Origin of the sequence: Cognatishimia sp. WU-CL00825, assembly GCF_040364665.1 — a bacterium.
Classification (GTDB): domain Bacteria; phylum Pseudomonadota; class Alphaproteobacteria; order Rhodobacterales; family Rhodobacteraceae; genus Cognatishimia.
In genome coordinates, this window is sequence record NZ_BAABWX010000001.1 from 456,775 (window position 1) to 471,180 (window position 14,406).

The window sequence follows — 14,406 nt, forward strand, 5'->3', positions numbered from 1 at the left end:
GCCTTTTAACGCCAGAGGCTGCGATGACTGGCCATCGCGCCCTGAAGCTTTGACAACAGCCGATTGGCCAGACCCGGATGTGGGATTTTGCCAGACGACAGGCGTTGAACGGCGGTTTCCACAGAACAGGGTTGTTTGCTGATTGGGTCGAAATATCTTGGGGCGTCGATCAATGCGGCATGTACCAGCCCAAGCAGGGTCGGGCGGGCCTGCCGCCGCAGCGGAACCTTGCCAAGATCCTGCGTTAGGCCCCATCCGGCATAGAATGGCGCGCCTAAGGTGGTCACTTTTTTGCCGCGGATCAGGGCCTCAAAGCCGGTGAGCGAAGTCATGGTCCAAACCGCGTCGACTTGATCGAGCAGGCTGGCAATATTGCCAGTCGTTAGCACCAAATCAGCTAGGCTGTGGGCGTCGTCAATCGCGCCATTGCGCAGCCCTGCCACCACATCCGGATGCGGTTTATAGATCACCACGGCCTCTGGGTGCGCGGCGCGTGCGGCCTTGAGAAGTGCGCGATTTGTGGCGATTTTGTCGGTGCCGCACAGAATGGATTGATCATCTTCGACCTGGCCGGGCACGAGGATCTTGTAGCCACTGGGCAATTGGACCTGCTGGTCGGCCAGATTATATTTGCTGAGCCCCTGTTTGATCAGGCTGCGCATTAGGTTTTCGGCGCGTAGGTTCTGGTCGGGGCGCAGCGTGGCGCGCTGGGTGATCAGCGTTTCAAGGCGGCTGGGTTTGGCCGGGTCATAGTAGATGCCCAGATCATCGCAAATCAGCGAAAGTGGAGGCACAAGTTCTGCGCCAAGACCCCGCGAGCGTAAAAAGCCGTCTTCGACGCGGGTTGTGGTGCCTGCGCAGGGCTTGTTGCCCCAGGTCAGATTGGGCGCGGCACCCTGTGGCCTGTCAAAGGTCAGTGATTTATGTGCGCCAAAGAAGCGCTGGAAGTGGCGACGCTTCCAAAGCCTTATGCCGTGAGCGTTCCAGCCTTGGTGGTCTTCGCGCCAAGCGCGGGTCTGTGCCTCAAGATACGAAATGGCGTCTTCGAGGGGGCAAAGGCGGTCAAGGCAAGGATCATACCAGCGGGGGTAGAGGATCATTGCGGCGGCAAAAAGCTGGGCCTTGGTCAGACTGCGTTGGCGACGTGGCACAGGGCGTTCGTCTTGGGTGAGCCCCCAGCCGGCATAAAACGGCTGGCCAAAGACCCGTGGTTTATGGCCCGCGAATATGGCTTCGAACCCCATTTGCGACGACAGCGTATAAACCGCGACCGCGCCTTCAAACAGCAACCACGGGCTGATGGGGCTGTCCCAGAGTTGGATGCGTTCGTTGGTGTCTTTGGTGGAAAAATAGCCATCCCGATGGCCATTATGGGTTTCAGGGTGGGTCTTGATAATTATCGGCACGCCGGGGTTTTCGACCTGTGCCAGCACCAGCATTTCCTGAAAATGCGCGTCACCTGCACCGCTGGCGGTCACCGAGGCATCGCCGCGGGTTTGGTCGATGACCAGCACATAGCCGGGTTTGGGGGGCGTGACATCCAGCGGGACGGCGCAATATTTGCTGAGATGCGCCTCTTTTAGGCGGGCGATACAGCCGCGCGCGCGGTTCAGCAGCGCTGTGTCATCCAGCGGGTGAGTGGCCAGAAGTTCTTCGAGATCCGAAGGTTTGCTGGGATCAAAATGCACGGTTTGGTGGTCAAGGAACAGCCCGATTGGGGCGTCGCCGGACCGGCCAGGAAAGAGGGAGCGCAGAAAGGCATCTTCGACACGAAGAATGGTATTACTTTGTTTTTGAGCGATTTTTTCGCCTCTATGCGCGGTGGGGCTTTGGCCCCAAACCCCGACAAAGTCTTTTGGGCCGGGCAGGCCTAGGCTGATGTCATAGCCGCTGAGTTTTAAAATACGGCGGATGCGTTTCTGGGTCAGAAACCCGCCGTTATAAACAAAAAGCCGCCGGGAAGAGGACTTCCCGGCGGTGATGTTATTTGCGGTTTTGACCGCTGTCATCAGCCTCCGCCCAGCGAGGTCAGTGAGCTGACAGATGTGGCCGAGCCTGAGATAGACGCGATGGTTTTGTCCCATGTGGTGAATGGCGCTTCGGTGACGTAAAGCGTGTCGCCATCGCGGATCACAAAGTCGCGGGCTTGGAACATGCCGTTGGGGGCGGTCAGGTCCAGAACATAGACCAGACGCTGTGCGCCGATCAGATCATCGCGACCCATCACCTGGTTGGCGATTACACCGGGTTCGTTGCGGAAGACAAAGACGCCAGTTGGATCTGCGGCCGCCGAATTCAACCCTCCAACCTGAGCAATCGCCTCGATCGCGGACAAGTTTTGAGACTCAAACGTTACGCGGCTTTGGGTGCCCGTGGCCCCTAACGCGGTAAAGGCGCGGGTGTCAGCCTCGACCAAAATCCGGTCATCGCCACGCAGGGCGATATCAAGTTGCGGATTATCATAGAGGTCTTGGAACCAGATTTTGCCTTTTTGACCGTGGCGCAGAACGGTGACCTGCGCGATTTCTGGTGAAATGGTCACGCCCCCGGCACGCGCCAGCATATTGGCCAAAGTGCGGGTTGGGCGTTCGATGGGATAGACGCCTTGGCCTGTGACAGCGCCCGCAACGGAAACCGTGGCCCCGTCACCTGCGGCGCGGCGCACTTCGATTTGCGGATCTGGCGTTTGTTCTTCGAGTTTGGACCTGATCACGCGCCGAATGGCTTCGGGTGTGTTGCCTGCGGCGCGAATGCGACCCGCATAGGGTACAAATATAAATCCAGCGCCATCAACCTGTACTTCTTCGAGCACAGCAGCCACCTGACCTTCGGGGCCTAACAGTGGCTTGTCGACGTTTTCCCAGATTGTTAGGGCCAGAATATCGCCGGGGCGAATGGTGTCTGAGCCAAGCTTGCCAGCGTTTTTGAAGGCGCTGCTAAAGCCAAGCGCTGGCGCAACAGCGGTTGCGCGCGTCACCCTGTCGTTGACGCTGACAATAAAGGCGTCGCCTTTTTTCTGCACGGAACCTGCATAGATTTCGCGTTTGTTTGGGCCTGGACGGGGCAGGCCACAAGATGACACAACGGCCAAAGCCGCGATCAGGGCGATACCCTTCGCCCAACGGGAAGTTTGGGGTTTCACTGCTCGGTCTCCTCGACCTGTTATTGTTCTGCCTCAGTATTTTTTTTGTAAGATACCGGAATGCACCGAGAAAATCCAGCGCTAGACCTTGTGTTGATTATTTTACCGACCGCAACTGTTGCCTTGGAGCCGCTGTGCCAGAGGCGAGCGCATCATAGGGATCTTCGGGTGAGAGCATCATATCCACCACATGGCGCAGCAGTTGACGCCGGCCGCTGCGAGAATAAAACCCACCGGTGACCTGGCTGGTTTCAAGCAAGAAGCGGCGATACTCGCGATAGGCCATCATGTCAGGGCGAATGGCCCCTTTGAAAAAGCTGCTGAGCGATTGGTTGCAGATAAATTCAGGCTGGTCGTAAACGGCTTTGCCAAAAATCTTAAGTGGAATGCCGCGCCAAAGGACTTGCTGGCCTGCGGTGCTGTTGACGGTGACGGCGGTGCGGGCCTCGTTGAGCAATTGCGCGAGTTTGCCGCCGCGCACAAAATGCACCCGCTTGAGGATGCCGTATTGTTTGGCGAGCGCGCGGATTTGGCGACGTACCGGCACGCGCCCATCTTCGAGTGGGTGGGCCTTGAACACCAGATGGTGGTGCTTTGGAGCGGCTTTGGCAAAGTTTTCGATCACCAATTCCAGAAATTCAGTCATGGTGGAAAAGGGCGAATGCATCTGAAAGCTTGAATCATGTTCAAGCTGTAACAGGGCCAAATGATAGGGAAAACCACCGTTGCGCACGCGGCGTGTTGCCAAGCGGCGTTCGATGGCGTGAAAAGGCATGCGCAAGAAGCGGCGCAAATAGAGCCGGAATTCCTGTGTGACTGTCAGGGCGCGGTGGGCGCGAAAATTGGCGAATTTGCCATTCCTGAACATCACAAACCAATGATACAGCGCGCCGTAAAACACATGTTGGCGCATGTCACCCCAATGGGATGGGGGCATGGGTGGATCAAGATCAGACCCTTTAAGGGCCTTTTGCATTTCAGGGATCTTCATATCCATCAGACGCGAATGACCGTTTGAACCATCACGTTCATAGGTGACCCAAAAGGGTCGCAGGTAGCCTTCCTCGAAGATATGGATTTTGAGCCCCTTGGCACGCGCAATTTGTACAGCTTGTGCGTGAATTTCGCGGGTGTCGCCATAAAGGACAATGTCGGTGACGGATTTTTCGGTCAACAGCGTGGTAAAGAATTCAGCCCAGTCTGCGCGTGCACCTTTATAGGGGATCAAGCTGGCCTTGTTTTTCCAGAAAAACGCATCGCCCGCGTTGAAGCCAACGCGCCAGATTTTAGCACCAGAATTTTGCAGCATCGCCGCAAGACCCTGGAAAAAAGGCCCATGCGGACCCTGTAGGAATAGAAATACGCGATCTGTGTCGCTGACCTGCTTCATTTTTTCTGCCTGTTTTTGACAACTTATCACGTCGTCTTTTTCCAATCGTTAATTAACTTGATGGGCAAAAGTAAGGCGTCTTGTTTTAAAGTCGGTGGGGCGTTACCTCTTGGGCACTATTTTGAACGGAGCGGAATATGTTTACTGGCATCATCACCGATATTGGCGAAGTGCGTTCGCTGGAGCAACGCGGCGATTTGCGGGCTCGGATTGCCTGCGCCTATGACACGTCAACCATTGATATGGGCGCATCAATTGCCAGCGACGGCGTGTGTTTGACTGTGATTGCTCTGGGTGATGATTGGTATGACGTCGAGATTTCGGCTGAGACCGTTTCCAAGACCAACCTGAGCAACTGGGTGGCTGGCAAACGCGTGAATTTGGAGCGTGCCTTGAAGGTGGGTGACGAATTGGGTGGGCATATCGTTTCGGGCCATGTGGATGGTGTGGCCAAGGTGGTTGCGATGATGGACGAAGGTGACAGCACGCGCGTCACCCTGCGCGCGCCCAAGGCGTTGGCGCGGTTCATTGCTCCCAAGGGATCTGTGGCATTGAATGGCACATCGCTGACGGTTAACGACGTTGATGATTGTGAATTTGGCATCAACTTTATTCCACATACCAAGGAAATGACCACTTGGGGCGATGTTTCGGTGGGCGACGAGATTAATTTGGAAATTGACACGCTTGCGCGCTATGTGGCGCGGCTTGCTGAAATGAGCTGAGGTGGCGTGAGACAGTTGAAATCCCTGGGTTTCTTTAGGAATTTCGCCTGATCTTCACGTGTTTCTTACGCCATTCTTATGAAATTGCTCTACTGGTCATTTACCCGGGCTTGAGGTATTTGCAGGGGGCAATTTCTTAGAAAGGCCCGCACATGAGTTTTGCGACCCCCGGACCCGTCGAGGCTGCGCTGAAAGCCGCGATCAGTCCGATTGAAGATATCATCGAAGATGCTCGTCAGGGGCGGATGTATATACTTGTGGATCACGAAGATCGCGAAAACGAAGGGGACTTGGTTATTCCCGCCGGGTTTGCCACGCCGGATGCGGTGAATTTCATGGCAACCCATGGGCGTGGATTGATCTGTTTGACGCTGCCAGCGGAACGCATTGATGAATTGGGCCTGCCTATGATGGCGATGCACAATTCATCGCGGCATGAAACGGCTTTTACAGTGTCCATCGAAGCCCGCGAAGGGGTGACCACCGGTATTTCTGCGTCAGACCGGGCGCTGACGGTGGCCACTGCGATCAATCCGCAAAACACCGCTGCTGATATTGCCACGCCGGGCCACGTGTTTCCGCTGCGCGCACGGCGCGGTGGCGTTTTGGTGCGCGCGGGTCACACCGAGGCAGGCTGTGACGTCAGCCGATTGGCAGGGCATTACCCGTCGTCGGTGATCTGCGAGATCATGAAAGAAGACGGCAGCATGGCGCGTTTGCCTGACCTTGTCGAATTCGCAAAAACCCATGGATTGAAGATCGGCACGATCAGCGACCTGATCACCTATCGCTCAAAAAACGACAATCTGGTTGTGCAGACCGATCAGCGCAAGGTGGAGTCAGAGTTTGGTGGCAGCTGGGATATGCGGATTTTCACCGACCAAACCCATGGGGTCGAACATGTTGCTTTGATCAAAGGCGACATCACAACTGATGAACCGGTATTGGTGCGCACCCATGCTTTGAAGGTGGAAAAAGACATGCTGGGTCTGGGTGCAAAACGCGCGGATGAAATGCGCTCTGCCATGGAAACTGTAGATCGGGTTGGACGCGGTGTGGTCTGCCTGTTCCGCTCGCCTAAGAACCGACTTTTTGAAGAAGATGATGATGGCCCGCGCACGGTCAAGCAGATTGGCATTGGGGCGCAGATCCTGAATAATCTTGGACTGACCCGGTTGATCTTGCTGACCAATTCACCGCAGGCGGTCTATCTGGGTCTTGAAGCCTATGATCTGGAAATCGTTGATACACGTCCCATTGAAGTGGAGTAGAGCCCATGGCCGCTGCAGAACAACATTACATCATGCCACGGGCGGAATTTGACAAGGCCGTTAAGGTTTTGATTGTGGTTTCGCCTTATTACAAAGATATCGCTGACAATATGATTGCTGGTGCTGTGGCCGAGGTCGAAGCCTGTGGCGGCACATATGAGGTGGTCGAGGTGCCAGGGGCCTTGGAAATTCCAACTGCGATTGGAATGGCCGAAAATATGAGCAACTTTGACGCTTATGTGGCTTTGGGCTGTGTTATTCGCGGCGAGACAACCCATTACGATACGGTGTGCAATGACAGCAGCCGCGCCATCCAACTGCTTGGTTTGCAAGGGCTTTGCATTGGCAATGGCATCCTGACAGTGGAAAACCGGCCCCAGGCAGAGGTGCGTGCGGACCCGGCTGCGCAAAATAAAGGTGGTGGAGCCGCCGCTGCGGCCTTGCATCTGCTGGCGCTTTCGCGCAAATGGGGCGGCCCGCGTAAGGGAGTCGGATTTCTGCCGACTTCTGATGAGATCAAGATCGCGGGTGATAGCAAGGGCACACCGACCGCATGACCTCTGAGACGAAATCCGGCCTTTCCGGCAACCAGAAACGCAAGATGAAATCCGCATCTCGGCTGTTTGCCGTGCAGGCGCTGTATCAGATGGAGCAATCTGGGCAGACCTTCGATCAGGTGCGGGTCGAGTTTTTGGACCACCGTTTTGGTGAGGTTTTCGAAGACTATGAGATGCTTGAAGGCGACGTGGCGCTGTTTTCCAACCTGTTGCAAGAAGTTGTGAACAATCAAGCGCTGGTGGACCAGATGACAGACCGGGCGCTGGTGGCAAAATGGCCCTTAAAGCGGATCGACACAACATTGCGTGCTTTGTTCCGCGTGGCCGGGGCTGAACTGACCCAAATGGATACACCGCCAAAGGTGGTGATTGTCGAGTTTGTGCAGGTCGCGCAGGCGTTTTTTCCGGATGGCAAAGAAAGCAAGTTTGTGAATGGCGTGCTGGATCACATGGCGCGCGAGGCCAAACCAGAAGCGTTTTAGTTCGATCGGTGGCAGATAGCGGTGAAAGTTGATTTTTAGCCCAGCCTACGCAAATCGTGGGGTGGGCGTTTTCTTTTGTAGATATTGACTGTGTTTCTGGATGAATTTGGCCTGTGTTTGGCGAATTCGCGCAGACGCGGCTTTTGCAAATTGCAATTAATGAGAATTCTGGTATCAAAAGTCGAATTATTGGCCTGAGTCTATTGGCCATCCCACACTTCAGACACCTGCCACTAGAAAGCTCTTCACTATGACTTGGCGTTTTGGGCGACCAGCGGATGAGGCTCCGCATATTGCACCTTCTGCATCTAAGGAAAAAATTGGCGCGCGGGCGCGTATGCGACGCATGATGCCTTTTTTAAACTGGACGCCGATGGTCAATCGCGAAACATTTCGCGCGGATGTGTTTGCCGGCATCACCAATGCAGCCATTGTGTTGCCCCAAGGCATTGCCTTTGCGGCCATAGCCGGGTTACCGCCACAATATGGTCTGTACACCGCGATGATCACCCCGGTGATTGCAGCGTTGTTTGGCAGCTCTTGGCATTTGGTGTCCGGCCCAACCACTGCGATTTCAGTGGTGATCTTTGCAACATTGTCAGAGCAATTTGTGCCGGGTTCTCCTGAGTTCATAGCCGCTGTGTTTAGCATCACTTTGTTGGCTGGTTTCTTTCAGCTTTGCTTGGGACTGGTGAACCTTGGGCAGCTTGTCAGCCTAGTGTCCCATTCGGTTATGGTCGGCTTTACGGCGGGGGCGGCCATTTTGATTTTCCTGAGCCAACTGCCTGGTTTCATAGGAAAATCACTGCCCAGGCCAGATGAATTATTTGAACTTGGCAAAGAACTTTGGCACGCTTTGCCGCATCTAAACCCCTATGTTCTGGCGGTGTCAATCACGACGTTGGTTGTGGCTGTTGTGGTGAAAAAACTGCGTCCGGTTTGGCCAAATTACTTGATTGCCTTGGTGGCTGGCAGCCTGTTGGCTTACGCATTGGATGCGGCCAATCACGGGGTGATTTTTGTGCAGGCGATTGAATCGGGCATCCCGCCGATTGCGGTGCCTGACATGTCGTTTGATATTGTGCGCAGTCTGTCGCAGGGGGCATTTGCCCTTGCTTTGATTGGCTTGCTTGAGGCCGTATCCATTGCACGGGCAATGTCGTTGCAATCCCATCAGTCGCTTGATTCCAATCAGGAAATTATTGGTCAGGGGCTTTCAAATATCGGCGGATCGTTCTTTTCTGCCTATATGGGGTCGGGGTCTTTTACGCGCAGTTCTTTGAACCTAGAAGCAGGGGCCAAGACGCCTTTGGCGGCGATTTTGGCAGCAGGATTTCTGCTGGTGATCTTGCTGCTGATCAGCCCGCTGATAGTGTATATTCCCATCCCAGCCATGGCGGGTTTGATCATGTTGGTGGCCTGGAAGCTGATCGATATGAAAGAAATTAAACATATCCTGTCCACTAGCCCGTCGGAAACATCGATCTTTTTGATCACATTTGTTGTGGTGTTGTTGGTGGATCTGGAATTTGCGATCTACACGGGAGTCATCGTGTCTTTGGCGCTGTTTTTACGCCAGACCATGAAACCGGGCCTGCCGGTGAATGTGCCAAACGGCAAGCTTGAGGGGCGACCGTTTATGAGCCCGATCCATTGGAAACTGCCGGAATGTCCACAGGCGATGTTCATTCGCGTGCAGGGACCGATGTATTTTGGCGCGGTAGAATACCTGGAGAAAGAATTTCGTCGGCTTGAACGGGAGCGCCCAGAACAAAAGCACTTGGCTTTGCTGGTGGATGGCTCGGTTGGCATCGATCTGGCTGGCGCTGAATGGTTGGTGGAAGAGAGCCGCAATCGCGATGAGCTGGGTGGCAAGTTGTTTGTGGTTGGGCGCTATCCACCGCTGCGCAGGCAGATGGACCAATTCCACGTGACCAAGCTGATTGGAAAAGACCATATTTTCCGGCGCAAACGCGAAATGCTGGAGACTTTGGTGCCTTCGCTGGATCCGGATATTTGTGCCAATTGCAAGCTGCGGGTGTTCTTGGAATGTGTTTCACAGCCCAATAACGCGCTGAAGGATGATAAAGCCGCTTGATTGGTAGGGCTAAGCTGTGTGCCGGGCTGAGGCCCGGCCTAGGCCAATGTTCTAAAAATCCAAGCCCAGATCTATGGTTTTGGCGCTGTGGGTCAGTGCGCCGGACGAAATGTAATCGACGCCAGTTGCAGCAATTGAGGCGATGCGGTCGAGTTTGACGTTGCCGCTGGCCTCGGTTTTCATGCGTCCGTTGACGATTTTCACCGCTTGGCGCAGGTCGTCGTTGTTCATGTTGTCCAGCAGCACCACAGAGGCCCCGCCGACCTCTAGCACTTCTTGCAGTTGATCCAGACGGTCGACTTCGATTTCCACAGCCATCATGTGGCTGGCGTGTTGTTTGGTGGCTTCCAGAACCTGACGCACTCCGCCTGCAGCGGCAATGTGGTTGTCTTTGATCATGATGGCGTCAGACAGCGAATAACGATGGTTGTGACCGCCGCCATGCAGTACTGCGAGTTTTTCCACAAGCCGCATGTTGGGTGTGGTTTTGCGGGTGCAAGTCACGCGGGCCTTGGTGCCCTTGGCCTGGGCGACAAATCCAGCGGTTTTGGTGGCAATCCCAGTCAGGCGGCCTGCGTAGTTCAGGGCCACACGTTCGCCAGACAGAATGGATGCGGCTTTGCCCTTGATGCTCATCAAGACATCGCCTTTTTTACAGGTTTGGCCATCTGCGATGTGCAGAGTGATTTCCAAAGAGGGATCGACAAGGCGAAAGGTAAGTGCCGCGACTTGCATGCCAGAGACGATGGCGTCTTGGCGGGCGTTCAGCTTGGCGTCATAAGTCACGTCGGCTGGAATGACCGCGCGGGTTGTCACGTCGCCATAGCTGCCCAAATCTTCGAGAAGCGCGCTGCGCACCATCGGTTCAAGGATCAGGTCGGGGACGGTGGCAAAACTCATGTCGTTTCCTTGAGAATGTCGTCGCGCAGGGTGATGGCCTCTGCATATGTCATCATAGAGCGTTTCCCGTCACCGGGCAGGGCGTCGGGGTAATCGGCGCGTTCATGTGCGCCGCGGCTTTCTTGGCGCATAAGCGCGCAGGCCGTGATCAGCGTGGCCGTGGCACACATGTTCAGAAAGCTGGGCGACGGGTCGCGGGTTTCGAGATTGGCGATGATGCGCAGCGCAGATTTCAAGCCTGCCTCGGTGCGGACAACGCCGACATTGTCGGTCATGTTTTGGCGTAATTCTGCGACGACATCTGGAACCGGTGGCGTGCCATGGTCTGCAAAGTTCAGTTCTATTTCAGCGGATTGCACTTCAGAGTTCATCTCGGAAATGTCATCAGCACAGATACGGGCATAGACCAGGGCTTCGAGCAAGCCGTTGGAGGCCAGGCGGTTGGCCCCATGCAGGCCGGTGCTGCTGGCTTCACCGCAGACCCAAAGATTTCCTAGGCTGGAGCGGCCTTGAGTGTCTGTCTTGATGCCACCCATATGGTAATGTGCTGCGGCAGCAACTGGGATGGGGTCAATTGCCGGATCGATGCCGTTGCGGGCGCAGTATTCAGCAACTGAGATAAACTGGGTTTTGATGCTTTCGCCAAGGGCTGCGCGGGTATCAAGCATAGGGCGCAGCCCAGCTTGGGATTGGGCATAGATCGCGCGGGCGACGATGTCACGCGGGGCAAGCTCTGCATCTGGATGCAGATCAGCCATAAACCGTTCGCCATGTTTGTTAATCAGAATGGCACCTTCGCCGCGCAGGGCTTCGGTGGCCAAGGGGGCGGGGTCTTCGCCCACGTCCATGGCGGTGGGGTGGAATTGCACAAATTCTGCGTCAGCAATGATGGCACCCGCGCGGGCGGCCATGCCGATGACTTGGCCCCGAATACGTGGCGGATTTGTGGTAACGGCATAAAGCCCACCAGAACCGCCCCCTGCCAAAAGGTAAGCTGAACCGCGCAACATGATTGGCGCGGAACGGGTGTCGTCGCTTTCCTGAATGGTAATGCCGGTGACCTTGCCATCTTTGGTGTCTAAGTTGACGGCCATGGTACCTTCGAGCACCTGAATACTTGGGGTATGGGCGACCTGTTCGATCAGGGCGGCCATGATTTGCGCACCGGCTTGGTCGCCTTTGACGCGGACGACGCGCGCAAAACTGTGGGCCGCTTCGCGTGACAGCACATAGCCACCGGTTTCGGTGCGATCAAAAGGTGTGCCCATGGTGGTCAGGTCAAGGATGTGTTCGCGGGCTTCTTGTGTCACCATTGCCGCCACCTGCGCATCTACAGTGCCTGCGCCTGCTTTGAGCGTATCAGTGGCGTGATTTTGCGGGCTGTCTTTGGCGTCCATCGCAGCGGCAACGCCACCCTGGGCCCAGGCAGAACTCGCGCCTTCGCCCAGTGGTTCCGGAGAGATCATAACCACAGGCCGCGGTGCCAGTTTGAGCGCGGCATAGAGCGCGCCCATACCAGCGCCAACAATGACGATGCGATCGGTTTGGATCTCTTGCATTTGGCGTTACAGGCCCAGTTTTTGTGACAGGTCAATCATGGCCTGCACAGAGAGTCGGGCTTTGGCGGCCATTTTTGCTTCGACTTCGACCTGATTTTCCATGGTGTGCAGCACATAAAGAATTTTCTCGAGCGAGATTTTCTTCATGAAAGGGCACATATTGCAAGGCTTTGCGAAGTCAACTTCTGGCAACTCATCCGCAATGTTTGAGGCCATAGAGCATTCGGTGACCAGCATCGCTTTGGCAGGCTTGTTGTCGTGTACCCATTTGATGATGCCTGAAGTCGATCCAGTGAAATCAGATTCAGCCACAACTGCCGGTGTACATTCCGGGTGGGCAATGATTTTGACTTCTGGGTCATACTCGCGATAAGCGCGCAGGTCGTCGGCGGTATAAAGCTCGTGCACAATGCAGGAGCCTTCCCAGAAGACAACTTTCTTTTTGGATTGGTTGGCAACGTTTTGGGCCAGGAATTGGTCTGGCGTCATAATGACCGTGTCGCTTTCCATGGCATCCACAATTTGCACAGCGTTAGAGCTGGTGCAACAGATATCGGAGGCGGCTTTGACCTCGGCTGTGGTGTTCACATAGCTGACGACGGGGGCACCCGGGTATTTGGCGCGCATCTCTTCAACGCCTTCGGCTGTGATGCTTTCGGCCAAAGAACAACCGGCGGCCATGTCTGGCATCAGTACGGTTTTTTCCGGTGATAGGATTTTGCTGGTTTCGGCCATGAAGTGGACGCCGGCCTGCACAATCACGTCTGCTTCGACCTGTGTGGCTTTGATCGCCAGTTGCAGGCTGTCGCCGACAAAGTCAGACACGCCGTGGAAGATTTCGGGCGTCATATAGTTATGACCCAAAATCACCGCATTACGTTTGGCTTTCATTTCGGTGATGGCTTTGACGTAAGGCGCGTAAATGGCCCAGTCGGCCGGAGAAATCACCCGATCCATTTTTGCATAGATCTCTGACATCGAAGCCGCGAGATCGGGGTTCGGCGCAAGGTCATAGTGATCAGAAAGGGTAGAGCGAACATTGGTAAGATCGAGCAACAGACTGTTCCCTGTGTTCAACGGTGAGACGCATTTACACTGCTGTCACAATATAGGCCAGCAGATGCAAGAAAAAATGGGGAACTTATACGAAAAATACCCGAAATGGTCAGGTTTTGGCACCAAAGCCAAGGTGTTAGCGCTTTAAAACTTGACCCATTGTTTCAATTTTCAGCGTGGATGGCCTATTTCTTGTTCAGCTTGCTAAGTAAGACTGGTGCGAATGTCACGATCAAAACCATGCGCAAAATATGATGCAGGACGACATAGGTCAGGTCTGCTCCGGCGATGATGGCCAAGACCACCATTTCACTTTGGCCGCCGGGTAAGAAGGCCAGATAGGTGTCAAGCATTGAGGGCGTGAAGTTCAGGGTGCTGATCAAGAGAATAAAGGCCGCGCTGATGGTCGCGAGCAACAGGCCATTCAGAAAACCAGCCAAAACGAAGGTTTTCATTTCCATAAAGGTAAGGCCGACATAGCGGCTGCCTACAGCGATGCCGATAAAGAACTGGCTCGCCCAGATCATTTCGGCAGGGGGGCGTTGGGTGATGATTCCGCTGACCGACAGAATTGCGGTCAGGATCATAGGACCAAGCACCGAGGCACCAAACATCTTTATACGTAGGGCAACGCGCCAACCGACCAGGCCTGCGCCGATCAAGAGGGCAATCTGCAAAGGCGGTATGTCTGCTGCGGGTTTTCCAGGCGGTGCAATCAGGTCGACTTGCCAGAAATAACTCAAGAGAAGTGGTGCCAGACTGACGATCAGCAACACGCGCGTAGCATGTACCAGAGAGAGGGCGCGTATATTGGCTCCCGCTTCTTCGCCAAAGACCAAAAGATCCTGCAGCCCACCAGGCATCGAGGCGTAATAGCTGGTGACTTTGTCAAACCCAAAACCTTTGCGCAAAAGTGGGTAGGAGGTGACGCCCACACAAATCAGGAAGAGCGGCAGCAGAACCAATGAATAGGCCATTGCGGGCAGGGCGCTGAGCACTTGGGGGGTGATGGTGGCACCGATGGCAACGCCAAGAATCGTGCGAAAGGCCAGGCCGATCACTCCCATGCCCTTGAGGTTTTGCCCAAGCAGCGCCAGCAAAAGGCAGATGGCCATCGGGCCCATAAGAAAGGGCAGCGGAAGACCAAGCCAAAGAAAAGCCGCTGCACCCAGAGCTGCAGCGGCGGCGGTCTTAGTTTCGGCGAAATACCGTTTCATACAAAACCT

12 protein-coding genes are annotated in these 14,406 nt (G+C 55.1%); 5 read left to right on the forward strand and 7 right to left on the reverse strand.

The window, feature by feature from the left end:
• Nucleotides 1–5: 5 nt before the first annotated feature.
• The 3 genes from ABXG94_RS02230 to ABXG94_RS02240 form a co-directional block, all read right to left on the reverse strand.
• Complete coding sequence (locus ABXG94_RS02230) at nt 6–2,009, reverse strand: capsule polysaccharide biogenesis protein (RefSeq protein WP_353532044.1); 2,004 nt, start codon at nt 2,007–2,009, stop codon at nt 6–8.
• Nucleotides 2,009–3,142, reverse strand: coding sequence for a polysaccharide biosynthesis/export family protein (locus ABXG94_RS02235; RefSeq protein WP_353532045.1), 1,134 nt, complete (start codon nt 3,140–3,142; stop codon nt 2,009–2,011). Before ABXG94_RS02235 ends, ABXG94_RS02230 begins: the two co-directional genes overlap by 1 nt.
• 97 nt (nt 3,143–3,239) lie before the next feature.
• On the reverse strand, nt 3,240–4,532 hold the full coding sequence (locus ABXG94_RS02240; protein WP_353532046.1) for a capsule polysaccharide biogenesis protein: 1,293 nt from the start codon (nt 4,530–4,532) through the stop codon (nt 3,240–3,242).
• A 137-nt stretch (nt 4,533–4,669) separates the two neighbouring features.
• On the opposite strand from ABXG94_RS02240, the gene ABXG94_RS02245 reads away from it, so the two are divergent.
• The 5 genes from ABXG94_RS02245 (at nt 4,670) to ABXG94_RS02265 (ending at nt 9,665) form a co-directional block, all read left to right on the forward strand.
• Entirely contained in the window at nt 4,670–5,257 is a 588-nt protein-coding gene (locus ABXG94_RS02245) for a riboflavin synthase (protein WP_353532047.1), read from the forward strand.
• Between the two features lie 152 nt (nt 5,258–5,409).
• A complete protein-coding gene (ribB, locus tag ABXG94_RS02250; protein ID WP_353532048.1) occupies nt 5,410–6,528 on the forward strand; it encodes a 3,4-dihydroxy-2-butanone-4-phosphate synthase in 1,119 nt (372 codons plus the stop codon).
• Nucleotides 6,529–6,533: 5 nt separating this feature from the next.
• Complete coding sequence (locus ABXG94_RS02255; protein WP_353532049.1) at nt 6,534–7,085, forward strand: 6,7-dimethyl-8-ribityllumazine synthase; 552 nt, start codon at nt 6,534–6,536, stop codon at nt 7,083–7,085.
• Nucleotides 7,082–7,567, forward strand: a complete 486-nt coding sequence (gene nusB / locus ABXG94_RS02260; protein WP_353532050.1) for a transcription antitermination factor NusB — start codon at nt 7,082–7,084, stop codon at nt 7,565–7,567. Before ABXG94_RS02255 ends, nusB begins: the two co-directional genes overlap by 4 nt.
• A gap of 250 nt (nt 7,568–7,817) precedes the next feature.
• Nucleotides 7,818–9,665: a SulP family inorganic anion transporter gene (locus ABXG94_RS02265; protein ID WP_353532052.1), complete on the forward strand. Its 1,848-nt coding sequence runs from the start codon at nt 7,818–7,820 to the stop codon at nt 9,663–9,665.
• Nucleotides 9,666–9,716: 51 nt separating this feature from the next.
• On the opposite strand, the gene nadC is transcribed toward ABXG94_RS02265, so the two are convergent.
• The 4 genes from nadC to ABXG94_RS02285 form a co-directional block, all read right to left on the reverse strand.
• A complete protein-coding gene (nadC, locus tag ABXG94_RS02270; protein WP_353532053.1) occupies nt 9,717–10,565 on the reverse strand; it encodes a carboxylating nicotinate-nucleotide diphosphorylase in 849 nt (282 codons plus the stop codon).
• Nucleotides 10,562–12,124, reverse strand: coding sequence for an L-aspartate oxidase (locus ABXG94_RS02275; RefSeq protein ID WP_353532054.1), 1,563 nt, complete (start codon nt 12,122–12,124; stop codon nt 10,562–10,564). Before ABXG94_RS02275 ends, nadC begins: the two co-directional genes overlap by 4 nt.
• 6 nt (nt 12,125–12,130) lie before the next feature.
• The gene (gene nadA, locus ABXG94_RS02280) at nt 12,131–13,180 is read right to left on the reverse strand and encodes a quinolinate synthase NadA (protein ID WP_353532056.1); all 1,050 of its coding nucleotides are present in this window, start codon (nt 13,178–13,180) and stop codon (nt 12,131–12,133) included.
• A 185-nt stretch (nt 13,181–13,365) separates the two neighbouring features.
• Nucleotides 13,366–14,397, reverse strand: a complete 1,032-nt coding sequence (locus tag ABXG94_RS02285; protein ID WP_353532057.1) for an AbrB family transcriptional regulator — start codon at nt 14,395–14,397, stop codon at nt 13,366–13,368.
• Between the last annotated feature and the right edge of the window lie 9 nt (nt 14,398–14,406).